The 24,829-nt window shown below is 70.6% G+C and carries 23 protein-coding genes and 1 pseudogene; 15 read left to right on the top strand and 9 right to left on the bottom strand.

Annotated elements, in window-relative coordinates:
* Nucleotides 1-74: 74 nt before the first annotated feature.
* From AB0E94_RS01500 to AB0E94_RS01485, 4 genes are all read left to right on the top strand, one after another.
* A complete protein-coding gene (locus tag AB0E94_RS01500; RefSeq protein ID WP_109592778.1) occupies nt 75-278 on the top strand; it encodes a cold-shock protein in 204 nt (67 codons plus the stop codon).
* A 203-nt stretch (nt 279-481) separates the two neighbouring features.
* A complete protein-coding gene (locus AB0E94_RS01495) occupies nt 482-1,048 on the top strand; it encodes a TIGR03086 family metal-binding protein (RefSeq protein WP_360320706.1) in 567 nt (188 codons plus the stop codon).
* 51 nt (nt 1,049-1,099) lie between these two features.
* Entirely contained in the window at nt 1,100-2,116 is a 1,017-nt protein-coding gene (locus AB0E94_RS01490; RefSeq protein ID WP_360320703.1) for an alpha/beta fold hydrolase, read from the top strand.
* Between the two features lie 10 nt (nt 2,117-2,126).
* Nucleotides 2,127-3,212, top strand: a complete 1,086-nt coding sequence (locus AB0E94_RS01485) for a helix-turn-helix domain-containing protein (RefSeq protein ID WP_360320700.1) — start codon at nt 2,127-2,129, stop codon at nt 3,210-3,212.
* An 815-nt stretch (nt 3,213-4,027) separates the two neighbouring features.
* Here AB0E94_RS01485 and AB0E94_RS01480 read toward each other — a convergent pair.
* Together AB0E94_RS01480 and AB0E94_RS01475 are read right to left on the bottom strand one after the other, a co-directional pair.
* Nucleotides 4,028-5,113, bottom strand: coding sequence for a nitronate monooxygenase family protein (locus AB0E94_RS01480; RefSeq protein WP_360320697.1), 1,086 nt, complete (start codon nt 5,111-5,113; stop codon nt 4,028-4,030).
* Nucleotides 5,103-6,683: an acyl-CoA synthetase gene (locus AB0E94_RS01475; RefSeq protein WP_360320694.1), complete on the bottom strand. Its 1,581-nt coding sequence runs from the start codon at nt 6,681-6,683 to the stop codon at nt 5,103-5,105. The genes AB0E94_RS01480 and AB0E94_RS01475 overlap by 11 nt, the downstream gene beginning before the upstream one ends.
* 41 nt (nt 6,684-6,724) lie before the next feature.
* Between AB0E94_RS01475 and AB0E94_RS01470 the strand changes: the two are divergent.
* Nucleotides 6,725-7,525 (top strand): annotated as a pseudogene (locus AB0E94_RS01470) (crotonase/enoyl-CoA hydratase family protein); the annotation flags it as partial.
* A gap of 157 nt (nt 7,526-7,682) precedes the next feature.
* On the opposite strand, the gene AB0E94_RS01465 reads toward AB0E94_RS01470, so the two are convergent.
* Genes AB0E94_RS01465 through AB0E94_RS01455 form a run of 3 tightly spaced genes read right to left on the bottom strand, consistent with a single transcriptional unit; the run spans nt 7,683 to nt 10,632 of the window.
* Nucleotides 7,683-8,363, bottom strand: a complete 681-nt coding sequence (locus tag AB0E94_RS01465) for a M23 family metallopeptidase (protein ID WP_360320691.1) — start codon at nt 8,361-8,363, stop codon at nt 7,683-7,685.
* A gap of 58 nt (nt 8,364-8,421) precedes the next feature.
* Nucleotides 8,422-9,048, bottom strand: a complete 627-nt coding sequence (locus tag AB0E94_RS01460) for a tetratricopeptide repeat protein (protein WP_360320688.1) — start codon at nt 9,046-9,048, stop codon at nt 8,422-8,424.
* Between the two features lie 36 nt (nt 9,049-9,084).
* Nucleotides 9,085-10,632, bottom strand: coding sequence for an acyl-CoA synthetase (locus AB0E94_RS01455; protein WP_360320685.1), 1,548 nt, complete (start codon nt 10,630-10,632; stop codon nt 9,085-9,087).
* Nucleotides 10,633-10,723: 91 nt separating this feature from the next.
* Here AB0E94_RS01455 and AB0E94_RS01450 point away from each other — a divergent pair, with 91 nt between their 5' ends.
* The 5 genes from AB0E94_RS01450 (at nt 10,724) to AB0E94_RS01430 (ending at nt 17,394) form a co-directional block, all read left to right on the top strand.
* Nucleotides 10,724-11,683 carry an OB-fold domain-containing protein gene (locus AB0E94_RS01450; protein ID WP_360320682.1) on the top strand — a complete coding sequence of 320 codons (960 nt, stop codon included), beginning with the start codon at nt 10,724-10,726 and terminating at the stop codon, nt 11,681-11,683.
* Nucleotides 11,680-12,672 carry a lipid-transfer protein gene (locus AB0E94_RS01445; RefSeq protein WP_360320679.1) on the top strand — a complete coding sequence of 331 codons (993 nt, stop codon included), beginning with the start codon at nt 11,680-11,682 and terminating at the stop codon, nt 12,670-12,672. The genes AB0E94_RS01450 and AB0E94_RS01445 overlap by 4 nt, the downstream gene beginning before the upstream one ends.
* The gene (locus AB0E94_RS01440; RefSeq protein ID WP_360320676.1) at nt 12,669-13,820 is read left to right on the top strand and encodes a thiolase domain-containing protein; all 1,152 of its coding nucleotides are present in this window, start codon (nt 12,669-12,671) and stop codon (nt 13,818-13,820) included. The genes AB0E94_RS01445 and AB0E94_RS01440 overlap by 4 nt, the downstream gene beginning before the upstream one ends.
* Nucleotides 13,817-15,391 carry a GMC family oxidoreductase N-terminal domain-containing protein gene (locus tag AB0E94_RS01435; RefSeq protein WP_360320673.1) on the top strand — a complete coding sequence of 525 codons (1,575 nt, stop codon included), beginning with the start codon at nt 13,817-13,819 and terminating at the stop codon, nt 15,389-15,391. Before AB0E94_RS01440 ends, AB0E94_RS01435 begins: the two co-directional genes overlap by 4 nt.
* Nucleotides 15,392-15,588: 197 nt before the next feature.
* Entirely contained in the window at nt 15,589-17,394 is a 1,806-nt protein-coding gene (locus tag AB0E94_RS01430) for a cellulose-binding protein (protein WP_360320670.1), read from the top strand.
* Between the two features lie 45 nt (nt 17,395-17,439).
* Here AB0E94_RS01430 and AB0E94_RS01425 read toward each other — a convergent pair whose 3' ends face one another.
* Nucleotides 17,440-18,069: a hypothetical protein gene (locus AB0E94_RS01425; protein WP_360320667.1), complete on the bottom strand. Its 630-nt coding sequence runs from the start codon at nt 18,067-18,069 to the stop codon at nt 17,440-17,442.
* Entirely contained in the window at nt 18,066-18,566 is a 501-nt protein-coding gene (locus AB0E94_RS01420) for a sigma-70 family RNA polymerase sigma factor (RefSeq protein WP_360320664.1), read from the bottom strand. Before AB0E94_RS01420 ends, AB0E94_RS01425 begins: the two co-directional genes overlap by 4 nt.
* 82 nt (nt 18,567-18,648) lie before the next feature.
* Between AB0E94_RS01420 and AB0E94_RS01415 the strand changes: the two genes are divergently transcribed.
* From AB0E94_RS01415 to AB0E94_RS01405, 3 genes are read left to right on the top strand one after another with little or no spacing between them, the layout of a single operon-like run.
* Complete coding sequence (locus AB0E94_RS01415; protein WP_360320661.1) at nt 18,649-19,149, top strand: helix-turn-helix domain-containing protein; 501 nt, start codon at nt 18,649-18,651, stop codon at nt 19,147-19,149.
* A complete protein-coding gene (locus tag AB0E94_RS01410; RefSeq protein ID WP_360320658.1) occupies nt 19,140-20,354 on the top strand; it encodes an MFS transporter in 1,215 nt (404 codons plus the stop codon). The genes AB0E94_RS01415 and AB0E94_RS01410 overlap by 10 nt, the downstream gene beginning before the upstream one ends.
* A 5-nt stretch (nt 20,355-20,359) precedes the next feature.
* Nucleotides 20,360-20,932, top strand: a complete 573-nt coding sequence (locus tag AB0E94_RS01405) for an HDIG domain-containing metalloprotein (RefSeq protein ID WP_360320655.1) — start codon at nt 20,360-20,362, stop codon at nt 20,930-20,932.
* 18 nt (nt 20,933-20,950) lie between these two features.
* Here the strand turns inward: AB0E94_RS01405 and AB0E94_RS01400 are convergent, their stop codons facing one another.
* Nucleotides 20,951-22,171, bottom strand: coding sequence for a cytochrome P450 (locus AB0E94_RS01400; RefSeq protein WP_360320652.1), 1,221 nt, complete (start codon nt 22,169-22,171; stop codon nt 20,951-20,953).
* 95 nt (nt 22,172-22,266) lie between these two features.
* On the opposite strand from AB0E94_RS01400, the gene AB0E94_RS01395 reads away from it, so the two are divergent.
* On the top strand, nt 22,267-23,367 hold the full coding sequence (locus tag AB0E94_RS01395) for a steroid 3-ketoacyl-CoA thiolase (RefSeq protein WP_360320649.1): 1,101 nt from the start codon (nt 22,267-22,269) through the stop codon (nt 23,365-23,367).
* 11 nt (nt 23,368-23,378) lie between these two features.
* On the top strand, nt 23,379-23,546 hold the full coding sequence (locus AB0E94_RS01390; protein ID WP_317787020.1) for a hypothetical protein: 168 nt from the start codon (nt 23,379-23,381) through the stop codon (nt 23,544-23,546).
* 187 nt (nt 23,547-23,733) lie between these two features.
* Here the strand turns inward: AB0E94_RS01390 and AB0E94_RS01385 are convergent, their stop codons facing one another.
* Complete coding sequence (locus AB0E94_RS01385) at nt 23,734-24,753, bottom strand: DUF3068 domain-containing protein (protein WP_360320644.1); 1,020 nt, start codon at nt 24,751-24,753, stop codon at nt 23,734-23,736.
* Nucleotides 24,754-24,829 lie beyond the last annotated feature (76 nt).

Raw genomic sequence — 24,829 nt, 5'->3', positions numbered from 1 at the left:
CCGGGGGTCATCAACGCGGCGGCGCGGAGTGCCGCACGGTGTGGCGCTCCTCATGGTCGGCAAGGAGACTTTTTATGGCCACCGGTGTCGTGAAGTGGTTCAACAGCGACAAGGGCTTCGGCTTCATCACGCAGGACGGCGGCGGGCCCGACGTCTTCGCCCACTTCTCCGCGATCGCGACGAGCGGATTCCGCTCGCTGGAGGAAAACCAGCGGGTCGAATTCGAGGTGTCGCAGGGCGCGAAGGGCCCGCAGGCGGAGAATATCCGCACGATCTGATCTTCGGCGGTATGTAGATTCTGCCGCAACCTGGAAAACTTCCGCCTTGTGCGAAAAAGCTTTCGCCTCGCGCAGGAAATGCGAGAGCGTGTGAAAGTCCGGTTCGGGCTCTCACACGCTCTTTCTTCGCCTGGACGCCGGCCCTGGCGGTAAGCTTTCAACCCAACAGTTGAAACTCACGCCAAGCTGGAAGGATGCCCCCGATGTCGCTGGCCGACCTGACCGCCGCCGAACGTCACCGCCAGATCGCCGCCGGATTCACCGCCCGTGTCGAGGGCGCCAAGGACTGGGACGCGCCCGCGCCGGTCGCCGGCTGGACCGCCCGTGACGTGGTCCGCCACCTCGTCGACTGGCTCTCCGGGTTCCTCTCCTCGGGCGCCGGGGTGACCCTGCCCGCCGGCCCCGGCGTCGACACCGATCCGGTCCGCGCCTGGCAGGTGCACGCCGCCGCGGTCCAGGCGCTCCTCGACGACCCCGGCGACCGCGAGCTCACCAACCCACACCTCGGGACGCTGCCGCTCGACCAGGCGATCGACCGCTTCTACACCACCGACGTGTTCATGCACACCTGGGACCTGGCCCGCGCCACCGGCCAGGACGAGACCCTGGAGACCGAGATGTGCGCGACCCTGGTCGCCGGCATGGAACCGATGGACGAGATGCTGCGGGCCTCCGGGCAGTATGGTCCGGCCGTCCCGGTTCCGGCCGGCGCCGACCCGCAGACCCGCCTGATGGGCTTCATCGGCCGCGATCCGAACTGGTCGGCCTGACACCGACATTCATTCAAGACCTTTGGGGTACGGGCGGAGCACCGTCCCGGTATGAGACATGGCATTCAGGTGATCCGGGACGGGCCGTCAGCGGCGCCGCCACTGCTGCTCATTCACGGCTCCGGAGCGGGAAGCGCCACGTGGGGGCCGGTGGTTCCGGCGCTCGCCGCACGACGGCACGTCATCCGGGTCGACCTGCCGGGCTGCGGGCGGTCACCGGTCGCGCCGTCCTACGACGTGCCCGGCCAGGCCGCCCGGGTCGCCGGGGTGCTCGACGATCTGGGTCTGCGTTCGGTCACCGTGGCCGGGCACTCCAGCGGCGGCTATGTGGCGACGTCCCTCGCCGAACAGCGCCCGGACCTGGTCGGCCCGATGGCGCTGATCAGCACCGGGCCGGACCTCTCCGCGTTCCGCCCACAGCCGCTGATCCTGCGTGTCCTGCTGGGCCCGGCGTTCGGCCCGCTGCTGTGGCGGATCCGGACCGACACCCTGATCCGCCGGGCGATCCTCGCCACGTGCGCCCAGCCGGCCCCCGCCCACGCGGTCTCCACCCCGGCCCCTGCCCGCTCGATCACCACCGCGGACGCCACCCCGCCGGCCTCCACCCCGGCTGTCGCCCCACCGGCCCCCGCCCGCTCGATCTCCACCGCGGACGCCACCCCGCCGGTCTCCACCCCGGCCGTCGCACCACCGGCCTCAGCCCCGGCCTCCGTCTCGCCGGCCTCCACCGCGGACGCCGCCCCGCCTGTCGTCATCCCGCCTATCGTCATACCGCCTGTCGTCATCCCGGATGACATGGTCGCCGAGTTGCGGGGCATCACGTACCGGACCATGTCCGCGGTGCTCCGGGCGAACACCGCCTACCTGGCCGAACGCGGAGTCCCTGACCGGCTCGCCGCGCTCGGCCGGACAGCGCTGGTGATCTTCGGGGCCGCTGATCCCCGCTGGGAGCCGTCGTCGGCGCACCGGTATACGACGTCCCGGGTCGAACTGCTGCCGGGAGTCGGCCACCTGCCGATGATCGAGGATCCAGCCTCGACCGCCGAACTGCTGCTCGGCGCGGACTAGAATCGTGGTCGTGCGGTGGTCCGACGTGGACATAGCGGTGCCGCGCTTCCGGCTGCCGGGCGTCAGCATGGCCGGGTTCCGGCAGCGCTCCCCCGCGTTCTGGGATGTCACGATGGTCGCGCACCCGTCGGTCACGCTCCTGATCGACCTGAGCGGGGGCGAGGGCGCCGTCTACGACACTCCCGGCGGCCAGCGGCACGGCAGCGTCGCGGCCGGACTGCTGCCCGGCCGGATCCGGGCGACCGGCTGGGCCCGCGTCGAATGCCTGCAGATCCGGCTCGCACCCGCCGTCGCCGCCGGCCTGTACGGCGGATTCGCCGAGCTCAACGACCCGGTGATGCGACCCGGCAAGATCCGGGAACAGCACAACTCGGCCGTGCCACCCGGCGAAATCCGAGAACGGCACAACTCGGTCGCGCCGCCCGGCGAAATCCGGGAACAGCACAACTCGGCCGTGCCACCCGGCGAAATCCGGGAACAGCACAACTCGGTCGCGCCATCCGGCGAAATCCGGGAACAGCACAACTCGGTCGCGCCACCCGGCGAAATCCGGGAACAGCACGACTCGGTAGTGCCGCCCGGTGAGATCTGGGGGCGGCACGACTCGGTGGTGCCGCTCGGTGTGATCTGGGGACGGCACACCGAACGCATCGAGGCCGGCCTGCGCGCCGCCCGGTCGTGGGACGAGCGGTTCGCACTCGCCGCCGCAGCCCTCGCGCCCCGGCGGGCGGTCGATCCGGAGGTCGCACACGCCTGGGCACGGACGGTCGCCGGACGGGGCCGCCTGCGGGTGGCGGATCTGGCCGGCGAGGTCGGGTGGAGCCGTCAGCGGTTGTGGTCCAGGTTCCGGGCCCAGATCGGGGTCACGCCGAAGGTCGCCGGCCGGCTGGCCCGCTTCGACCACGCCGCCCACCTGCTCGCGGCGGGCCGGCCGGCAGCGTCGGTGGCGGCCGACTGCGGTTACGCCGACCAGTCGCACCTGCACCGCGAGACGAGAGAGTTCGCCGGCCTGACCCCGGCTGCCCTGGCCACCACACCATGGCTGGCCATCGACGACAGGGCCTGGCCCCACAGGCCCACGCCGGCGATCCGGTGAGGTTCCGGCTGCCGGGGGCTCCTTCAGGACTTCGCCGTCCAGGGCCGATACCTCTGCTGTGCAATGTTTCCCGCCGAGCCTTCCGGCTATCGCACCGGTGATGCAGGCGATGGAGACACCGCCCGAGGCGAAAATGTCGCATTCGCGAAGAATTCAGCCTCAGTCGTCCTTATAGATCTTGCACGGTTCTCCACGTTGTCAGCAATCTTGCACGATTCTTCACGTCTGGGCATGGTTTGTCGTGCAAGATCCACTGTGCCGAGGAGACCTTGCAGCTTTCTTCCCGCTGGGAGGCGGAAAGAGCTGCAAGATCGGCGCGAGCATGGAAAGTCGTGCAAGATCCGCGGGCGGCGAGCCGTTTCCGGCGGAGGTGTAGCGGCCGAGGAGACGTCATCCGTCTGAGGGCTGCCCTTCTCAAGGTGAGGTGGCTACGCAGAAGGCTCAGGTACGAACGCAAGCGCACAAGATCGCAAGCAGGTGGGCGAGTCGCGGCGCGGTTGGGCGAACCGCGAGCAGGTGGGCGAGTCGCGGCGCGGTTGGGCGAACCGCGAGCAAGGTGGGCGTGCCGCGGCGCGGGCGGGCGAACAGGTGGGCGTGCCGCGGCGCGGTTGGGCGAACCGCGAACAGGTGGGCTTGCCGCGGCGCGGTTGGGCGAACCACGAGCAGGTGGGCGAGTCGCGGCACGCACGGGCGAACCACGAGCAGGTGGGCGAGTCGCGGCACGCACGGGCGAACCGCGAACAGGCGGGCGTGGTGCGGCACGCACGGGCAGACCACGAAGAGGTGGGCGTGTGGTGGCGCGGGTGGGCGTACCGCTAGAGGAGTTTGTGGATTTTTGAAAGGGTTTCGTCGGCCTCGGTGACCAGGTCGGCGAGGACCTCGGCGACCGGGCGGACCTCGTTCATCCGGCCGACGATCTGGCCGACCGGCATCGGGACCACCGTCGGGTCGTCGGAGGCCATCAGGCGGTCGTGGGCCTCGGAGACCAGCAGGTTCTGCAGGGGCATCGGCAGCGCCGCCGGCGCACCGTCCGCCGCCCACGCCTCGGTCCAGCGGTTGCGCAGCAGGCGCGCCGGCTTGCCGGAGTAGATGCGGCTGCGGACCGTGTCGCTGGACGTGGCCCGCAGCAGCGCCTCGCGCAGGCCGGGGCTGCTGCGGTATTCGCTGGTCCCGAGCCATACCGAGCCCATCCACACGCCGCGGGCGCCGAGCGCGAGGGCGGCCGCGATCTGCCGGCCGCTGCCGATGCCGCCGGCCGCGAGGACCGGCACGTCGACGGCGTCGACGATCTCCGGGATGAGCACCAGGCCGCCGATCTCGCCGGTGTGGCCGCCCGCCTCGTACCCCTGGGCGACCACGATGTCGACGCCGCCGGCGACGTGGCTGCGGGCGTGGTCGGCCCGGCCGGCGAGCGCGGCGACGAGCAGGCCGTGGTCGTGGGCCTGGGCGATGACGTCGGCCGGTGGCGGGCCGAGCGCGTTGGCGATCAGCCGGACCGGGTGCTGGAGGGCGACCTCGACGTGGCTGCGGGCGACCGAGTGCAGCCAGCCGAGGACGCCGGGCCGGCTCGACGCGGCCTCCAGCGGCGGCACGCCGAGCCGGAGCAGGGTCTGTTCGACGAAGTCCCGATGTCCGGAAGGGATCAGCTGGGTGAGGTCGGTGACGGCGCCTTCGGTGGGTTCGTGACTGGGCATGACCACGTCGACGCCGTACGGCCGCCCGCCGGTGTTCCGGTCGAGCCAGGTGAGGACGGTGTCGAGTTCGTCGGCGTCGTTGAACCGGACGCAGCCGAGCACGCCGAGCCCGCCGGCCCGGCTGATCGCCGCGACGACGTGCTCGGACGGGCTGAAGCCGACGATCGGGTGCTCGACTCCGAGGACTTCGCAGAGGTCAGTCCGCATCGTGTTCCTTCACATAGGAGTGGGCCCAGCGGTAGTCGGCCTTGCCGCTGATGGTCCGGTTGATCCGGTCGACGAGCCAGATGCCGCGGGGTGCCTTGTAGCCGGCGATCCGCTGGCGTACGTGGGTGTCGAGCTCGCCGAGGTCCAGGGAGGCGGCGGGGCGCGGCTGGACGAGGGCGACGACCCGCTGGCCGAGCCGGTCGTCGGCGGCGCCGATGACGAGGGCGTCGAACACGTCGGGGTGCGCTTTGAGGGCGCCTTCGACCTCTTCCGGGAACACCTTCTCGCCACCGGTGTTGATGCACGTGTTGCCCCGGCCGAGCAGGGTGATCGTGCCGTCGTCCTCGAGCCGGGCCAGGTCGCCGGGGATCGCGTACCGGACCCCGTCGACCTCGGTGAGCAGGGCGGCCGTCTTCTCCGGGTCCTTGTAGTAGCCGAGTGGCACGTGCCCGCCGCGGGCCAGCCGGCCGATCACGCCGGGTCCGGCGCGACGGCCGTGCTCGTCGATGACGATGGTGTCCGGGCCGGGCATGACCCGGGGGCCGTCGACCGCGCCGCCGTCGACGTCGGCGACGATCCCGATGCCGGCGAATCCGGTCTCCGACGAGCCGACCGCGTCGGTGACCATGGTGTCCGGCAGCGCCTGGAGGTACTGCCGTTTCACCGACGGGGAGAACAGCGCCGCGCTGGACGAGATCGCCACCAGCGACGATCCGTCGTAGCTGCCGGCCAGGTAGGCCTCGATGATGGGCCGGGCCATCGCGTCGCCGATCAGGACGACCACGTTGACCTTGCGGCGTTCGATGGTGCGCCACACCTCGTCGGGGTCGAAATGCGGCAGGAAGACGACGGTGTCCCCGGCGAACAGGGCGGCCAGGGCGGCCCACTGCGCATTGCCGTGGATGAGCGGGGCCAGGCAGAACCTGGTCATCGGCGGCATGCCTTCGCGGGTGCTCTGGGCCCACTCGTCTTCGAGGGGGACGCCGGTCATGAAGTCGATGCCGCCGCCGAGGACCCGCCAGACGTCCTCGTGGCGCCAGATCACACCCTTGGGGTAGCCGGTGGTGCCACCGGTGTAGAGCAGATAGATGTCGTCGCCGGACCGTTCCTCGAAGTCGCGTTTCGAGGACCCGGCGGTCAACGCGTCCGAATAGGAGATGTCTGAAATGTCCGGTGAGGAGTCGTCGGGGAGCGCCACTATCGCCCGCATACCGGACGCCACCGCCTTCACTTTCGGCGAAAAGCGACGGTCGTGGATCAGCGCGACCAAACCAGCATCTTCGAACAGATACTGCAACTCGTTCTCGACATAACGATAGTTGACGTTGACGACCACGGCACGGAGCTTGTACACGGCGATCATGGCCACCACGGCCTCGATCGAGTTGCCCGCGTACAGCCCGACGTGGGCGCCCTTGCCCACTCCTCGACTTTGCAGGAAATGGGCCAATCGGTTGGAGGTCTCCTCCAGCTCCGCGTAGGTGATCTCACGCTCGCCGCAGGCCACCGCGACACGCTCGCCGAAGGCGTCGACCGCGTGCTCGAAAAGGTCCGCAATATTGGCCGCCATCAACGCAAAGTAGAACCTGTTATCGTTCCGGGGCAAGGGTTGTACAGAAGGAGGAGAACCGGGTGGACGCTCTCGTCGAACAGCGCGGACCGATCCTGATCGTCACGATGAACCGGCCCCGGGTCCGCAACGCCCTCTCCGCCGAGATGATGGCCGTGATGCGCGACGCGTGGGACCGGGTCGACGCCGACCCGGACATCCGGGTCGCGATCCTCACCGGCGCGGGCGGCGCGTTCTGCGCCGGGGCCGATCTGCGCGCCATGACCGGCGATCATCCGGGCGACGGCTTCCGCAACGGCGGCGTCGACCTGTCCCGCATCGACGCCCTGCTCAAGGGCCGGCGCCTGACCAAACCGCTGATCGCCGCGGTCGAGGGCCCGGCCGTCGCCGGCGGCACCGAGATCCTCCAGGCCACCGACGTGCGCATCGCCGGCGAGAGCGCACGGTTCGGCGTCTCCGAGGCGCGCTGGGGGCTGTTCCCGCTCGGCGGCTCAGCGGTCCGCCTGCCGCGCCAGCTCCCCTACACGGTCGCCGCGGACCTCCTGCTCACCGGCCGGCACCTGACCGCCGCGGAGGCACTGGCCGTGGGCCTCATCGGCCACGTCGTCCCCGACGGCCAGGCGCTCACCAGAGCACTGGAGGTAGCCGGGACGATCGCCGACAACGGCCCGCTCGCGGTCCAGGCGATCCTGCGCACCATCCGCGAAACCGAGGGCCTGGCCGAGAACGACGCCTTCGGCATCGAATCCCGCATCGGCATGCAGGTCTTCACCTCGGACGACGCCAAAGAGGGCCCGAGAGCCTTCATCGAGAAGAGAAAACCCCAGTTCAAGGGCCTTTGACGGTACGGCCGGCCGGCACCGGAAATCGACGCGGTCCCGTCGTCCACCACGCGGCGCAGGCCGGGGGCCCGGCCGAGACGCGACCGCCGGGCTGGGAGCCGCTGGTCACCGGGACCCCGTGCGCCGATCGACGCCGGCGCACGGGATCGCGGTCAGCTCAGGCCTTGCACTTGTGCTTGGCGTTCCACGCCTTCACCGCGGCGGCCGGGCTCTTGGCACCGCCCTTGCGCCACGAGGTGAGGTAGGACGCCGGCCACACGACACCGCGGCGGACCTTCCAGTCGCCGGTCTTCTTGCAGGCCGGGGAGATGCCGTAGTGCACGTGGCAGACGCCGCTCGAGTTGCCGGTCTTGCCGACCTTGCCGACCTGCTGGCCCGCCTTGACGCGGACGCCCTTCTTGATGCCCGTGCCGACCACGCTCAGGTGCGAGCCGTAGTAGCGCACGCCGTCGTCACCGAGGATGGAGACGAACTTGCCACCGTTGTACGGCCCGTCCGGACCGTTCTTCTTGTACTTGTCGACCCGGCTGACCTCGAGCACCACACCGTTGGTGGTGGCCAGGAACGGCTTGCCGCAGGCGGCGAAGATGTCCGTCGCCGGGTAGCCGGAGTGGGTCTTGTGGTACGACACGTTCTTCGCCTTGACCGGGAAGACGTACTTGGTCTTGGCCGCGGCCGCGACCAGCTCCAGGTCCGTCGTCACCGCTTGCTCGGCCGGCGCGGCCACCGCAGCGGCCGGAGCCGGCTGCTGGGCCGCGGGCGCCGCCACCGGCTCGCCGGAACAACCGGCCAAGCAGGCGAGAGCGGCGAGCCCGGCCAGGTAGGGATGGATTTTCATCGCGCCACCATAGGCGCCGGAAGACCCGCCGCGCTGTCCCGAAAGCGGCCGCTGTCAGCTATCTCTCTCCCGGCGGGTCGGCCCGCCGCGCCGCTTTCTCCCGGCGGATCCGCATGATCGGCCGATCGTCGTCGGTCAGTGACTCCTCGTCGAGCCGGCGGCGCCGGTCCCGGGTCTCGGCAACGAAGCGGTCGAACTCCTCGGCGGTCGGCACCGCGCTCGCCCACAACGGACGGCCCGCGGCGGCACGCATCGCCCGGTACTCGTCCTCGCCCTCGGCGGTGCGACCGGCCGCGTAGAGCACGACGGCCAGCGCGTGCCGCAGCAGCAGCGTCTCCTCGTGTGCCGGGCCGAGAGCGCCGCCCACCAGCGCGACCGCCTCCCGGTAGGCCCGCTCGGCCCCGGCCAGGTCACCGCCCAGATAGGTACGGGCCGCGGCGATCACGAAATCCTCCATCGCGTCGGCGCCCCGGGCCGGCAGAGCCACCGGACCGGCCGGGCGCCACCTGTGGCGCCGTGGGCAGCTGAGGGTCGGCATCGCCGAGTCGACCACGCAGCCCCCGCCGACAGCCCGGCCGATGTGCATCAGCTCCTCGGCGGACGGGCCCGGGTACCCGTACAGGATCGGGACCGCCGGCAGCCGGCAGTGCGGGCAGATCTCCCTCGGGTTGCGGAACTCGGCCATCGCGACCTCCTCCCCGACGAGGGTAGCCACACCGGGTCAAATGGCGCGGTCGCGGCCGGTCCAGTACGGGTCGCGCAGGTGCCGTTTGTAGAGCTTGCCGTTGGGGTCGCGGGGCAGCGCGTCCACGTAGTCGATGGTGCGCGGCAGCTTGAACCGGGCCAGCCGGCCGGCCAGGAACGCCTGCAGCTCGGTGGACAGGGCGTCGCCCGGCGTCACCCCGGGCGCGGGCTGGACGACCGCTTTGATCTCCTCGCCCCACTCCTCGTGCGGGATGCCGAAGACCGCCACGTCGGCGACCGCGGGATGGGTGCTCAGCTCGCTCTCGATCTCGGCCGGGTACACGTTCACCCCACCGGTGATGATCACGTCGCTGGCCCGGTCGCACAGGTACAGGTAGCCGTCGTCGTCGAGGTAGCCGATGTCGCCGACGGTGAACATCCGGTCCCGCCACGCGCCACGGGTCTTCTCGGCGTCGCCGTGATACTCGAACGTCGCGTCCCCCATCTGCAGGAACACCGTTCCGGGCTGGCCCGCGGCACAGTCCTTGCCGTCGTCGTCGAGCACCCGGATGCGGGAGCCGGGCCACGGGCGGCCGACCGAGCCCGGCCGCTCCAGCCACTCGGCCGCGGTGATCAGGGCGCCGCCGCCCTCGGAGGCCGCGTAGTACTCCACAACCACCGGGCCGAACCAGTCGAGCATCTCCCGCTTGACCGGTTGTGGACAGGGCGCGGCGCCGTGGATCATCGCGCGCATCGAGGACACGTCGAAGGTGGTGCGCACCGAGACGGGCAGGCCGAGCAGGCGGCGGAACTGGGTGGGGACCATGTGGCTGTGGGTGACCCGGTGCTGCTGGACCAGGCGCAGGAACGACCCGGCGTCCCAGTGGTCCATCACCACCACGGTGTGCCCGAACTGGAGCGAGATCACCGCGAAGTTCATCACCGCCGTGTGGTAGAGCGGTGAACAGCACAGATGCACGTGACCGTCGAACGGGCGCAGCCCGAACAGGCCGAAGAACCACAGCGACACCGGCGGCACCTGATCCGGGTCGAGGCCGAGCAGCGGGCGGCGGACCCCCTTGGGGCGGCCGGACGTGCCTGATGTGTAGACCATGAGCGCGCCCGTCGTACGGCCGTCGGGTCTTCCTGAGCCGCCGGCGCCGAGAGTGTCGAGCGGAGCGAAACCGGGCAGCTTCCCGGCCACGTAGCGGCTCCCGGCCGGAAGGCCGGCGTCGTCGGCGGCGGCGCGGGCGGTGTCGGCGAACCGTGGATGCGTGAGGAACGCGCTCGCGCCGCTGTCGCGCAGGATGTAGCCGAGCTCGGCCGCGGTGAGATGCCAGTTCATCGGCACCACGTGCAGGCCGATCTGGACCGCCGCGAAGTAGGCGATGAGGATGTCGGCGCCGTTCGGCAGCAGCAGGGCGACGGTGTCGCCGGCGCTCAGCCCGGCGGCGCGCAGGCCGCGGGCGATCCGGTCGGCTTCCGCGGCCAGCTCGCCGTAGGTGACGGTGCGGCCGCCGGGCTCCACGATGGCCGTGTGCTGCGGGCGCTCCGCCGCGATGGTCCACGTCCCGATGCCGGTCATGCCCGAGACTCTATAACTCGTTCCATCAATGTAAAAGCCGCTGCCACAGCGTTCTTGCCGCGCAAAGTTGTAACGTGTTTCACTCACTGGCGTGGATACGCTGTCGGCGCCGCTGACCATCGCCTTCGACTACACCCGCTCCCTCGGGCCGGTGCTGGGCCGGTTCATGGCGGGGCTGCGCGACGGGCGGGTGCTCGGCGGGCGCACCTCGGACGGGCGGGTGCACGTGCCGCCGCTCGAATACGACCCGGACACCCACGAGCCGGTCACCGAACTCGTCGAGGTCTCCCCCGCCGGCACCGTGCTCAGCTGGACGTGGACCGACCGGCCGCTGGAGGGGCAGCCACTGGACCGGCCGTTCGGGTGGGCGCTGATCCGCCTCGACGGGGCCGACACTCCCCTGTTGCACGCGGTCGACGCCGGCACGCCGGACGCGATGAGCACGGGGATGCGGGTGCGGATCCGCTGGGCGGCCGCACCGGTCGGCCATATCCGCGACATCGAGTGCTTCGAACCGCAGGACCCCGAAGCCGGTGCCGGCGTCTGCGGTGGCGGTGACGGCTCGGCGGGGGCGGTCGTCGAGATCATGACGACGCCGGTACGGCTGCACTACCGGCACAGCACCTCGGTGGAGGAGAGCGGCTATCTGCGCGGGCTCGCCGAGGGACGGATCGTCGGACGGCGGTGCCCGGCCTGCCGGAAGGTGTACGTGCCGCCGCGCGTCTGCCCGGCCTGCGGGGTGGCCACCGACGAAGAGGTCGAGGTGGCCGACCGGGGGACGGTCACGACGTTCTGCGTGGTCAACGTGCCGTTCGCGGGGCAGCGGCTGACCCCGCCCTACGTGGTGGCGCAGGTGCTGCTGGACGGGGCGGACATCCCGATCCCGCATCTGATCCTCGGCGTTCCGGCCGCTGACGTGCGGATGGGGCTGCGGGTGGCGGCGGTGTGGCGGGACCGGGCCGACTGGTCGACGACACCGGAGAACATCGACCACTTCGAGCCGAGCGGGGAAGCGGACGCACCCTACGAGACCTTTGCGGAGCATCTGTGAACGACGTTGCGGTCATCGGTTTCGCCAGCTCGGACGTGAGCGTCACGACCAGCGGGGTGGAGACGCTCGTGCCGGTCTTCGAGGCGGCCCTCGCGCAGGCCGGGCTGGAACGGCGGGACGTCGACTTCTGGTGTTCGGGGTCGTCGGACTATCTGGCCGGGCGGGCGTTCTCGTTCGTGAACGCGGTCGACGCGATCGGGGCGGTGCCGCCGATCGCCGAGTCGCACGTGGAGATGGACGCGGCGTGGGCGCTCTACGAGGCGTACATCAAGATCCTGGCCGGGGAGGCGTCGACGGCGCTGGTCTACGGGTTCGGCAAGGGCACCGCCGGTGAGCTGGCCCGGGTGCTGGCGTTGCAGCTCGACCCGTACACGGTGGCGCCGCTGTGGCCGGACGCGATCAGTGTGGGCGCCTTGCAGGCACGGCTCGGGATCGACGCCGGGTTGTTCAGTGAGCGGGACATGGCCGCGGTGGCGGCAGCGCGCGACGACGCCTCTTCCGTGGAAACGCTGCTCGATCGGCCGTACGTCGCCATGCCCTTGCGGGAGCACGACGTCGCGCGAGTCGCGGATGGGGCGTCGGCGGTCGTCCTCGCCGCGGCCGACCGGGTCGGCGGGCGGCGCGCCGCCTGGATCTCGGGCATCGGGCATCGCGTCGATCCGCAGGGGTTCGGGGAGCGGGACCTGACCGCCGTGCCGTCCGCGACGGCCGCCGCCGCGGACGCCGGTGGGCTGGACGGTGTGCAGGTGACCGCGTTGCATGCCCCGTTCACGCATCAGGAGCTGCTGCTGCGCCGGGCGCTCGGGCTGCCGGACGAGGTACGCAACGTGGCGTTCGGGAGCAACCCGATGTTCTCGGCCGGGCTGTCGCGGATCGGCGCGGCAGCCGAGGAGGTCATGTCCGGGCGGGCGTCGGCCGCGGCGGCCCACGCGACGGCCGGGCCATTGCTGCAACAGAACCTGGTCTGCGTGCTGAGGAGTGAGTCATGAGGCGAGCCGCGGTGCTGGGGACCGGGCAGACGCATCACCGGACCCGGCGCACCGACGTGTCGATGGCCGGGCTGTGCCGGGAGGCGATCGACCGGGCGCTGGCCGACGCGGGGGTCGGCTGGGAGCAGATCGACGCGGTGGTGCTGGGGAAGGCGCCCGACCTGTTCGAGGGCGTGATGATGCCCGAGCTGTTCCTGGCGTCGGCGCTCGGCGCCGCCGGGAAACCGCTGCTCCGGGTGCACACCGCCGGGTCGGTCGGCGGGGCGACGGCGAACGTCGCGACGAGCCTGGTACGGGCCGGGGCGCACCGGCGGGTGCTGGCGGTGGCGTTCGAGAAGCAGTCCGAGTCGAACGCGATGTGGGCGCTGTCGATCCAGCCGCCCTTCTCGGCGCCGATCACGGCCGGGGCGGGCGGCTACTTCGCCCCGCACATCCGTTCCTACATCAAGAAGACCGGTGCGCCCGGTCACGTCGGCGCCCTGGTGGCGGTCAAGGATCGGCGCAACGGCGCGCTGAACCCCTACGCCCACCTACGGCAGCCGGAGATCACGCTGGAGTCGGTGCAGGCGTCCACGATGCTGTGGGATCCGGTCCGTTACGACGAGACGTGCCCCTCGTCGGACGGGGCCTGCGCGGTGATCATCGGCGATCAGCAGGCCGCCGAGGCCTCGGAGCGCCAGGTGGCCTGGATCCGGGCGACCTCGATGCGGACCGAGCCGACCTTCTACGCGGGCAAGGACCACGTCAACCCGCGGGCGGGCGCGACGGCGGCGGCCGCGCTCTGGGCGGCGGCCGGTATCAAGGATCCGCTCGACGAGGTGGACGTCGCCGAGCTTTATGTGCCTTTTTCGTGGTTCGAGCCGATGTGGCTGGAAAATGTTGGTTTTGTAGGACAAGGGCAAGGTTGGAAACTTGTTGAATCAGGTGAAACCGCGCTCGGCGGCGCTCTGCCGATCAACCCCAGCGGCGGTGTCCTCTGTTCGAACCCGATCGGCGCCTCCGGGCTCCTGAGGTTCGCCGAGGCCGCCATGCAGGTGATGGGCCGGGCCGGCGAACACCAGGTGGCGGGGGCGTCGACGGCGCTCGGCCACGCCTACGGGGGCGGATCCCAGTTCTTCTCCATGTGGGTGGTCGGGAGGAATCCATGAAACGTCGAACCCTGCTCGCGAGCTCTCTGGCGGCACTCACGCCGGCGGTGGGCTCGCTCGATGTGCAGGCCAAGACCGCGATCGTCATCGGCAGCGGATTCGGGGGCGCGGTCGCCGCCTGGCGTCTCGCCCAGGCCGGGATGACCGTGACCGTCATCGAACGCGGGCGCCGCTGGGACCTGAACGCGAGCGGCACCACGTTCTGCACGATCAGCAACCCGGACTGGCGGTGCGCCTGGTTCGCCGACAACCCGCCGCTCGGGCTGGACGTCAGCAAGACCATCACCCGTGGGGCCGGGCTCATCCAGAAACACGTCGGTGACGGCATCCAGGTGATGTGCGGGTCCGGGGTGGGCGGCGGATCACTGGTCATCGGCATGTTCATGCCACAGCCGCGCCGCGCCGACTGGGAGTCGGCCTACCCGGCCCAGCTGTCGTACACCGAGTTCGAGAACACCTACTGGCCGCGCGCCCGGCAGAACATCGGCACCGCGACCATCCCGGCCGACATTCAGAATCATGCGGCGTACGTGGGCGCGCGCTCCTGGTTGCAGTACATCAGCGAATTCAGCAAGACGCCGGTGCCGGTGCCGTTCGGGGTGAACTGGGACATCATCCGGGACGAGCTGGCCGGGCGGGCGCCGGCCTGCCACACCATCGGCGAGGGGCCGTTCGGCAGCAACTCCGGGGCCAAGAACAGCGTCGACAAGACCTACCTGAAGTGGGCGGTGGCCACCGGCAACGCCCGGATCCTGCCGCTGCACGAGGTCACCGAGATCCGTGAGGTGTCCGGCACGTCGACCTTCGAGGTGGCCTGCAAACAGATCGACGACACCGGGAGCGTGCTGTCCAACCCGGTGTTCGCGGCCGACTACGTGTTCCTGGCGGCCGGATCGCTGGGCAGCACGTCACTGCTGCTCAAGTCGCGGGCGCTGGGGAAGCTGCCGCGCCTGGTGAGCACCGAGGTGGGCAAGGGCTGGGGCAACAACGGGGACTTCCTGGTGGCCCGGCTCAACCTGCGCAAGACCGTCGGCACCGCGCAGGGCGGGCCGGGGAACGTGCGGTTCTACGACGACTCGAACCCGTACGCGAAGGCCGCGATGGCCTGGGAGGCGGCGCCCGTCCCGTCGTGGCTGCCGGGCACCTCGGCGCACCTGATCACCAGCCTGGCGCCCGAGCGCGGCGAGATCCGCTACGACGCGGCCACCGGCACCGGGAAGGTCTACTGGCCGTACGCGGAGATGCAGACGTCGTCGGACAAGGCCGGCCGGGACCTGGCGACCCGGTTGTGGTGGGCGACCGAGGGTTCGAAGGGCTCGCTGCTGACCGGGCTGCCGTCCTACGACCGGAACACCGGGATGGGGCTGGGTTCGCGGAACACGTATCACCCGCTGGGCGGCCTGGTGATGGGCAAAGCCACCGACTTCAGCGGAAAAGTCGCGGGATATCAGAATCTGTTCTGTGTGGACGGCGCGCTGCTGCCCGGCACGGCGTGCCTGGCCAACCCGGCGATCACCATCACCGCGAACGCCGAGCGCTGCCTGGATCTGTTCCTCGCGTCACTGGGCTGACCCATTTCTGCAACAAACCTGCAAATGGATTCCGTTGACTCGCAGATATGCCCGGTGGCAGATTCCATCTCGGAACATTTCCTTTGGCAGTCCGCCGGACCATCCCCAACGCTGCATTGTGCCGCGGTTCGTAAATGCGTTCCGCGGCCGGTGCGGCGTGTCCGGCGGATCCATTTGCGACAAGGAGTCCATCCCCCATGTCAGCAACACTCCGGGGCCGTACGCTGCGCCGATCCCTCGGCGCCGCCGGCCTCTCCGGCCTGGTGGCGGCCGGCCTGTTCCTCTCCATCGGCACCGCTGAGGCCGCCACCCTGTTCAGTGCCGACTTCGAATCCGGCAGCACCAGTGGATGGTCGAAATCGGGCGGCACATGGTCGGTCGTGAGCGACGGAACGCAGGCCTTCCAGCAGTCGGACACGTCCAGTGAACGGGCCCGTCAGTTCGCCGGAACCACCTCCTGGACGAACTACTCGGTGCAGGCCCGGGTCAAGGCGACATCCTTCGGATCCAGTGCCGGCGTGGTCGCGCTGACCGGCCGGGCCGCCGGTTCCACGAAGATGTACCGGCTCTCGCTGACCGGCGCCAACAAGGTCCAGCTCGAAACCATGAACGGCAGCGCCGTGACGGTCCTCGGCAGCCTCAGCCAGACCATCTCGACGAGCACGTACTACACGCTGAAGCTGTCGTTCAGTGGGACCACGATCAGTGGCTCGGTCAACGGGACGAGCGTCGGCTCGGCCACCGACAGCACCATCACGGCGGGCCGGATCGGACTGCTCACCGAGTACGCGGCCGGCCGTTTCGACGACATCGTGGTCGACGACGGAGTGAGCACACCCACTTCGTCGCCCACGGTCTCCCCGTCGGCCAGTTCCGCCTCGCCGTCGCCCTCGACGTCCTCCAGCCCGCCGCCGTCGTCCAACGCTCTCTACGTGGCCCCCGGCGGCACCGACAGCGCCGCCGGGACGATCTCCGCGCCGACGACGCTGACCTCGGCGATCACCCGGATCGCGGCCGGCGGCACGATCTACCTGCGCGGTGGCACCTACTCGTACTCGTCGACGGTGACCATCCCGGCCGGCAACAACGGGTCGTCCGGCGCGCTGAAGACGATCGCCGCCTACAACGGTGAGAAGCCGGTGCTGAACTTCTCGGCGCAGGCCGAGGACCCGGCCGCCCGCGGCCTGGCGGTCAACGGCAACTACTGGAAGGTCTACGGGCTGACCGTGGAGCGGGCCGGCGACAACGGCATCTTCGTCGGCGGCAGCAACAACGTCCTGGAGCGGACGATCACCCGCTACAACCGGGACACCGGCCTCCAGCTGTCCCGGATCGCCTCGGACACCCCGAACGCGCAGTGGCCGGCCAACAACCTGATCCTCAGCGCCGAATCGCACGACAACGCGGACTCCGACGGTGAGGACGCGGACGGTTTCGCCGCCAAGCTGACCGTCGGCTCGGGCAACGTGTTCCGGTACGCGGTGTCGCACAACAACATCGACGACGGCTGGGACCTGTACACCAAGACCGACACCGGCGCGATCGGCGTGGTCACCATCGAGGACTCGCTGGCCTACAACAACGGCACGCTCAGCGACGGCTCGACGGCCGGCAACGGCGACCGCAACGGGTTCAAACTCGGTGGCGAGGACATCGCGGTCAACCACATCGTGCGGCGGACCATCGCGTACAAGAACGGCAAGCACGGGTTCACCTACAACAGCAACCCGGGCTCGCTGGCCATCTCCAACAACCTGAGCATCGACAACACCGAGCGCAACTTCAACTTCGACGCGGGTACGAGCGTCTTCCGCTCCAACACGTCGTGCCGGTACGCCAGTGGCACCAACGACCGGATCATCGGCAACTCGGACTCCACCAACCAGTTCTGGTCGGGGACGAACGGGTCGCGCTGCTCCTCGTACAGCGGGGCGCTGGCCTGGTCGTTCGCCTCGGACGGAAAGCTCGCCGTGACCATCGGCGGGGTCGCCGTCTCGCTCTGACCCTTCTTCGTGGGGCGCTCACCGCGGTGGGCGCCCCACCGCATTTCACTTCGGGATCGTGTAGTCCGGCGGGAAGAGCTTGCACGGCTGCGGGTCGCCGTCGACAAGGCCCATGCGCACCACTCGATGGAGAGTGCCGTCGATCTGATTGGTCTCCTCGAAGATGACGAAATGCAGGGCGGATCCGGGCGGCATCAGGTCACGGCGGACGGCGTAGGTGTTCTCGCCGGGCTTCGCGGGGACATTGCTGTGCGGCATGACGTCGTACATGCCCGGCAGACCGTCCTGTTCGTTCTGGCAGCCGGCGACCTTCTGCTCCAGCGGAACCTTGATGAACTCGACCAGGGCTGGAACCCCGGCCTTCTTCAGGGCGGCGCTGAGCTCGTCGGCGTCGACCAGCTGCCGGATCGAGAAGACGACGGTGTCCTGCTGGCGGGAGTCGACGGTCCAGGCCGCCACCTCGGTCAGGCCGTGCTCCGGCGCCGCCGGGCGGCTCAGGGCGATACCGGCGGTGAGCCCGGCGGCCAGCACTGCGGCGCCCAGCGTGGTGGTCAGACGGCGACGGCGGCGCAGGCCCCGGCCACGGCTGGTGATGTCGTCCAGGCTGTCGCCCATGTGCACCTGGTCGAACTCGGTGCGGACCCGGGCGTACAGGTCGTCGTCGTGGTCGATCACAGCTTCTGCTCCTGTTCGAGGACGGGCGTCAGGTGTGCCCGGAGGGCTCGGGTGGCGCGGGCCAGGTGGGCGGTGACCGTCCCGGCGGCGATGCCCAGGGTCCGTGCGGTGGTGTCGCTGTCGAGGTCGAGGAAGACGCGCAGCACGAACACCTCACGCTGGCGGGCCGGCAGCGATCGCAGCGCCGCCATCACCCGCGGGTCGGGCAGGTGGTCGCCGGTGTCGTCGCGGCCGGCGGCCGGCGCGGCCGGTTCCGGGACCTCCCGGCGACGGCGGCGCCACCAGGAGATGTGCGCGTTCAGGGCGGTGCGGACCACCCAGGCCCGCGGCGACGGGTGCCGGGCGACGGTGGACCAGGAGGCCCAGGCCCGGGCGAACGCCTCCGCGACCGCGTCCTCGGCGACCTGGCGGTCGCCGATGGCGGCCACCGCCGCGCGCAGGCAGTCGTCCCGGGCGCTCTCGTAGAAGGCGGCGAACTCCGCCCGTTGTTGTCCCACGCCTGTATTACGCCAGAGCCCCGCGATTCACTTACACGGGTTTTTACAACAGTGCTTATATAAGTGCTGTTACAGTTTGCGGATGACTGATGACTGGCTGGCTGATCCGACCGAGGAGAGCGTGTGGCGGCCCTGGCGGCTGCTGCAGGCCGCGATGGATGCCGAGATCGCGCGGGTCTATGCCGACGCGCGGATCGACGGGCTCAAACCGAGCTGGGTGATGGAGCTGCTCCGGCTGCACCACCGCGGGCCGATGACGATCACCGAGCTGGCCGAGTCGGTGCAGATCACCCACTCCGGGATGAGCCAGAAGGTGTCGGCGATGCGGGCGGGCGGCTGGGTCCGTACCGCCGCCGGGGCCGACGCCCGCACCCGGAAGGTCGAGCTGACCGCGCAGGCCGAGGCCGTGATGCGCAGGCTGGCCGCCGAATGGCGGGCGACCGAGGCGGCGATCGCCGAGATCGAGTCGGAGATCCCCTATCCGCTGAGCCGGGTGGTCCGCGACATCGAGGCGGCGCTGGCGCGGCGCAGCCTGCACGCGCGGATCAGCGAGCGGCTGGCCGGAGACCCGGCGTGGGAGTGAGCCGGGCGCTGCTCGACGTGACGCCGCTGCGCACGTCGCCCGACTTCCGCCGGCTGTGGATCGGCGGGCTGCTCTCCGGCCTGGGCGGGCAGATGGCCGTGGTGGCGGTGCTCTACCAGGTGTGGGAGTCGACCCGGAGCACGATCTGGACCGGCGCGGCGGGCCTCGCGCAGGCGCTGCCGATCATCGTGTTCGGGCTGTTCGCCGGGGCGCTCGTGGACCGGGTCGACAGGCGCCGTTTCTATCTGGCCACCAAGATCGGGCAGGCGGTCTGCGCGGTGCTGCTGACCGTGCAGGCGTTCACCGGCGGATCCGCGACGCTGGTGCTGGTCCTGGTCGCGGTGCAGTCGCTGTTCGTCGCCGGTGGCGGGCCGGCCTCGCGTACGTTCCTGTCCCGGCTCCTGCCCGCCGGGCAGCTCGGCGCCGGGCTGGCGCTGAACCGGATCTCGTTCCAGGGCGCGATGCTGATCGGCCCGGCGCTCGGCGGCCTGGTGATCAGCGAGGTGGGCGTCGGCGGCTGTTTCCTGGTCCACACGGTGACGTTCGCGGTGGCGCTGTGGACGGCGATCCGGCTGCCACCGATGCCCGCCTCGCCGGCTCCCGGGCTCACCGGGGTGCGGGCCGGGTTGCGGTTCCTGCACACCAACCCGGCGGTACGCGGCGCGCTGCTCACCGACCTCGCCGCCACCGTGCTGGCGATGCCGATCAGCCTGTTCCCGGTGGTCAACGCGGAACGGTTCGGCGACGACCCGCGCACGCTGGGCCTGTTCCTGACCGCGATCGCGGTGGGCGGGGTGGTGGCGTCGGCGCTGTCCGGCACATTCACCCGGGCGCGGCGGCCCGGCGCGGTCATGCTGGCCGGCGCGCTGACCTGGGGTGTGGCGCTCGCCCTGTTCGGGGTCGCGCCGAACGCGTGGGCCGGGCTGGCGCTGCTCGCGGTGGCCGGGGCGGCGGACACGGTGGCCGTGGTGGCCCGCAGCACCGTCGTGCAACGGCACACGCCTGACGAGTTCCTGGGCCGGGCGGCGGCCGCCGAGCAGATCGTCGGGCAGGCCGGCCCGGATGTCGGCAACCTGCGCGCCGGGCTGGTCGCGGCCGGGAGCTCGGCCACGGCGGCGCTGGTCAGTGGCGGGCTGCTGTGCGTGGCGGCGGTGGCGGCGATCGCGGCCCGAACCCCGGAGCTCCGAAAGCCCGATATACGGTAGGACTGATGCGAATTCCGACCGACTCAGAGATCCGGGCGCTGCACGAGCGGTTCGCCCCCACGCCGGAGGCCTTCGAGCTGGTGTGGACGCACAGCCTGATCGTCTGCCGGATCGCCGAGCAGGCCTCCGGCGCCGGCGACCTCGACATGGCTCTGGTGCGGGCCGGGTGCCTGCTGCACGACATCGGCGTGCACCGGCTCCGGCCGGGTGACCACTACGTGCGGCACGGGCTGCTCGGCTACGAGCTGCTCGGCGAGGCCGGGCTGCCGGAGACGCTGCGCCGGTTCTGCTCCCACCACACCGGGGTCGGCATCACCCGCGACGACGTGCTCACCCAGCAGCTCCCCCTGCCGGACTGCGACTTCCTGGCCGAGACGGGCGAGGAGGACCTGGTGATGTTCGCGGACAAGTTCCACAGCAAGAGCACCCCGCCCCGGTTCCTGACGGCTGCGACGTTCTCGGCGCGGGTCGGCCGGTTCGGCGAGGACAAGGTCAAACGGTTCGCGTCCCTGGTGGAGCGGTTCGGGACGCCCGACCTGGAGCCGCTGGCCGCCGAGTTCGGCCACCCGATCACCTGAGCGCCGCTGTGGGTGCGGTCAGCCGTACCGTACCGGCAGGTGTTTGATGCCGTTGATCCATCCGGACCGCAGCCGCTGGGCCGGACCGGCGAGGGTGATGTCCGGGAACTGGTCGGCGATCGCGTTGAAGATCAGGTCGATCTCCAGGCGGGCCAGGTTGGCGCCGAGACAGAAGTGGGCGCCGCTGCCGCCGAACCCGAGGTGCGGGTTGGGGCTGCGGGTGATGTCGAAGGTGTGCGGATCGGTGAACACCGCCTCGTCGTAGTTGGCCGACCCGTAGAACATGGCGACCCGCTGCCCCTTCGGGAGCGGCACCCCGGCCAGCACGGTGTCGTGGGTGGTGGTCCGCTGGAAGACGTTGATCGGGCTGCCCCACCTGACGAACTCGTCGACGGCGGTCCGCGGCCGGGTCTGTTTGAACAGCTCCCACTGATCCGGGTTCGACAGCAGCGCGTGCATGCCGTGCGAGATGGCGTTGCGGGTGGTCTCGTTGCCGGCGACGGCGAGCATCAGCACGAAGAACCCGAACTCGTCGACTGACAGGTGCTCCCCGGCGATCTCGGCCTTGACCAGGGTGGTGACGATGTCGTCGCGTGGGCAGGTCTGGCGTTCGTCGGCCATCTGCATGGCGTACCCGAGCAGCCCCATCGCGGACTCCATCGGGTCGGCGCCACTGAACTCGGGGTCGTCGTACCCGATCATCGAATTCGACCATTCGAAGACGTTGCCGCGGTCCTCCTGCGGCACGCCGAGCAGTTCGGCGATGGCCTGCAGGGGCAGCTCGCAGGCGATGTCGGTGACGAAGTCCCCGGTCTCGCCGCCGACCGAGGCGACGATCTGTGTGGCGCGGGCCTGCAACGCGGAGCGCAGGCTGTTGATCGCGCGCGGGGTGAAGCCCCGCGACACGATGGCCCGCTGCGCGGTGTGCTGCGGCGGGTCCATGTTGAGCAGGATGGCCTGCTGCATCTCGATGCCCTCGCGGGTCATGTCCGGCTGGAACCGGGCGATCGCGGTGTTCTCCCGGCTGGAGAACGTCTCGCTGTTGCGGGACACGGCCATCACGTCGGCGTGCCGGGTCACCGCCCAGTAGCCCTCGTCGTCGAACCCGGCGCTGCCACGCGCCTGCGGGATCCAGCAGACCGGGTCGTCACGGCGCATCTCGGCGAACTCGGCATGCGGGATGCCGTGCAGGTAGATGTCCGGATCGGTGGGGTCGATGCGGGTGCGCGGCTCGGCCACGGCTCCTCCTACAGCAACAAGTTCTACCGATTCAAACACGCGACCGGAGACCTTTGGTAGGTTGATTCGAGAACACGTTCTAATTGGAGGCCGCCGTGGGCACACCGGTGATCGTCGATGCGGCACGGACCCCGATCGGCAAGCGGGGCGGATGGCTGTCCGGTCTGCACCCGGCCGAGCTGCTGGGCACGGTGCTGACCCGGATGGCCGCGCACGGCGAGGTCGAGCAGGCCATCGGCGGCTGTGTCACCCAGGGCGGCGAGCAGTCCAACAACATCACCCGTACCGCGTGGCTGCACGCCGGGCTGCCGCACGCCACCGGCTGCACCACGATCGACGCCCAGTGCGGGTCGGCGCAGCAGGCCGCGCACCTGATCGCCGGCCTGATCACGACCGACGCGATCAGCGCCGGCGTGGCCTGCGGGGTCGAGGCGATGAGCCGGGTGCCGCTGCGGGCCAACCTCGGCGACGCCGGCCTGCCCCGCCCCGAGTCGTGGAGCATCGATCTGCCCAATCAGTACGTGGCCGCCGAGCGGATCGCCGACCGGCGCGGGCTGACCCGCGCCGACCTGGACCGGTTCGGGGTGCGGTCACAGGCGAACGCGGCGCGGGCGTGGGCCGAGGGCCGCTATCTCCGGGAGATCGTCCCGGTCGGCGAGGTCACCCGTGATCAGGGACTGCGGGAGACCACATTCGAGGGCCTGTCCGGGCTGAAACCGGTGCTGCCGGACGGACGGCACACGGCCGGCACCTCGTCGCAGATCTCCGACGGGGCGGCCGCGGTGCTGCTGATGGACGCCGACCACGCACGGGCGCTGGGGCTGCGGCCGCGGGCCCGGATCGTGGCGCAGTGCCTGGTCGGGGCCGAGCCCTACTACCACCTGGACGGGCCGATCGCGGCCACCGACCGGGTCCTGGCCCGGGCCGGCATGAAGATCGACGACCTGGACCGCTGCGAGGTGAACGAGGCGTTCGCCAGCGTGGTCCTGTCCTGGCTCGCCGTGCACCGCGCCGATCCGGACCGGGTCAACGTCAACGGCGGGGCGATCGCCCTGGGCCATCCGGTCGGCAGCACCGGCGCGCGTCTGCTGACCACCGCACTGCACGAGCTGGAGCGGTCCGACGGAACCACGGCGCTGGTCACCATGTGCGCCGGCGGGGCGATGTCGACCGCGACGATCATCGAACGCCTGTAGAGGAGCCGACCGTGGTCCCGTTCAAATTCCTGCTGCTCAGCGCAGCCCTCGCGGCCATCCTGGCAGCCATCGGCGTCACCGCTGTGATGGCCGCGCTCAACCCCAGCGCCAGCGAGGTGGCCAGCAACGTCAGCAACAACGACCCGCTGACCCCGCCCGAGTTCTACGGCACCCGATAGCCCCGCCGGCCTACGACCGCGAGCCGTCGCTGACGCCGGTAATCCGCAGCGGATTACCTGGCTCAGCGACGGCTCGCGGTCTGAGCCGTCGCCCACAACGGCATTCCGCACGCCGAAAGGCGCGTCAGCGACGGCTGGCCTGGACTGCCGGCCGTCGCTGGGCGTCGACGGGAACGGGGCGCCGGTGCTACGGAACGGGGGTGGGCAGCGGCCTGGTCACGTCGGCCGCCCGGTGCCCGCCGCGCGGACTCGAGCCGCCACGGGCCAGCAGCAGCCCGACGGCGAGCAGCACCAGGCCGAGGAACACCAGCCCGATCGGCACGTACACACCGAGCAGCATGAGCTGGTAACGCCCGTCCGCCGCCTGCTTGCCGACCGCGTCCAGGGTGGCCTGGTCGTACTGGAGGTCGGCGTCGAAGATGACCACCTTCTCCCCCACGTCCGGCACCAGCTCACGGTGCTGCTGTTCGCGGTAGCCGACGATGGCGCCGGTCTGCGGCTCGATCCAGAGGGTGCGGGTGGCCCGGTAGGAGATGGTCCCACTGGTGGCGCCGGGGGCCAGGAAGGCGAGCAGCGCGCCGAGGCTGTCCGGGTTCATGTGGGCCTGCTGTTCCGGCACGACCTGCTGGAAGCGGTACGTGGGCAGGTTGTTGTAGTCCTCCTCGGCCTGGTACTCGATCGGCAACGCCTTGCCCAGGGTGGAGTCCCAGTACTGGTAGGTGGTCTTCTCGGTGCCGAACGGGAACAGGTAGAGGTGGCCGGAGAAGGACACGTTGCCCGGGGTGCAGGGCACCGGCTCCTCGACGTGGCACTGCCCCTCCCACGGGACCGCCTCGCCGGTGGTGCGGTCGAGCGCGACCCGGCTCTCGGCACTGTTGATCATCTCGTTGGTGTCGATCCGCCGGGTCGAGTGATACACGTTCCAGACCAGGGTCTGGCCGTCGAGTCCGGCGGCGGCCGCGAAGTCGGGTTTGATGCCGGTGATCGAGCGCAGCCCGGCGTTTTCCACGACCACCTGGGGTGTGCCGTTCGGCAGCGTCTTGGCCTGCACGAACGACGCGCCGGCGGTCTCCACGACGACGTCGGGCGGCACCAGATCGAGCGGGACCTTCCGCTGTGACGGCACGATGACCCAGGCCAGGGCCATCGCGAAGAGTATGCAGAGTATGCCGAGGCCGAACAGTGCCGTGCCGGTGATCCGCCGCATCACGTCCTCCTGGTGAACCCCTCCCAGAAACTAGAACGCGTTACAATCTACTGCCCCGTAACATCGATGGAAAGGG

Source organism: Actinoplanes sp. NPDC026670, assembly GCF_040638175.1.
In the GTDB taxonomy this organism is placed as follows: domain Bacteria; phylum Actinomycetota; class Actinomycetes; order Mycobacteriales; family Micromonosporaceae; genus Actinoplanes.
This window is presented reverse-complemented; position numbering and strand designations above follow the sequence as displayed.

Excerpts from the sequence above, each read along its gene's own strand:
- AB0E94_RS01465 (WP_360320691.1), bottom strand. The coding sequence starts at position 8,363 with ATGAAAATCCATCCCTACCTGGCCGGGCTCGCCGCTCTCGCCTGCTTG.
- AB0E94_RS01405 (WP_360320655.1), top strand. The coding sequence starts at position 20,360 with ATGCGAATTCCGACCGACTCAGAGATCCGGGCGCTGCACGAGCGGTTC.
- AB0E94_RS01435 (WP_360320673.1), top strand. The coding sequence starts at position 13,817 with ATGAAACGTCGAACCCTGCTCGCGAGCTCTCTGGCGGCACTCACGCCG.
- AB0E94_RS01440 (WP_360320676.1), top strand. The coding sequence starts at position 12,669 with ATGAGGCGAGCCGCGGTGCTGGGGACCGGGCAGACGCATCACCGGACC.
- AB0E94_RS01415 (WP_360320661.1), top strand. The coding sequence starts at position 18,649 with ATGACTGATGACTGGCTGGCTGATCCGACCGAGGAGAGCGTGTGGCGG.
- AB0E94_RS01455 (WP_360320685.1), bottom strand. The coding sequence starts at position 10,632 with ATGACCGGCATCGGGACGTGGACCATCGCGGCGGAGCGCCCGCAGCAC.
- AB0E94_RS01430 (WP_360320670.1), top strand. The coding sequence starts at position 15,589 with ATGTCAGCAACACTCCGGGGCCGTACGCTGCGCCGATCCCTCGGCGCC.
- AB0E94_RS01490 (WP_360320703.1), top strand. The coding sequence starts at position 1,100 with ATGAGACATGGCATTCAGGTGATCCGGGACGGGCCGTCAGCGGCGCCG.
- AB0E94_RS01475 (WP_360320694.1), bottom strand. The coding sequence starts at position 6,683 with ATGGCGGCCAATATTGCGGACCTTTTCGAGCACGCGGTCGACGCCTTC.
- AB0E94_RS01495 (WP_360320706.1), top strand. The coding sequence starts at position 482 with ATGTCGCTGGCCGACCTGACCGCCGCCGAACGTCACCGCCAGATCGCC.
- AB0E94_RS01460 (WP_360320688.1), bottom strand. The coding sequence starts at position 9,048 with ATGGCCGAGTTCCGCAACCCGAGGGAGATCTGCCCGCACTGCCGGCTG.
- AB0E94_RS01500 (WP_109592778.1), top strand. The coding sequence starts at position 75 with ATGGCCACCGGTGTCGTGAAGTGGTTCAACAGCGACAAGGGCTTCGGC.
- AB0E94_RS01480 (WP_360320697.1), bottom strand. The coding sequence starts at position 5,113 with ATGCGGACTGACCTCTGCGAAGTCCTCGGAGTCGAGCACCCGATCGTC.
- AB0E94_RS01385 (WP_360320644.1), bottom strand. The coding sequence starts at position 24,753 with ATGCGGCGGATCACCGGCACGGCACTGTTCGGCCTCGGCATACTCTGC.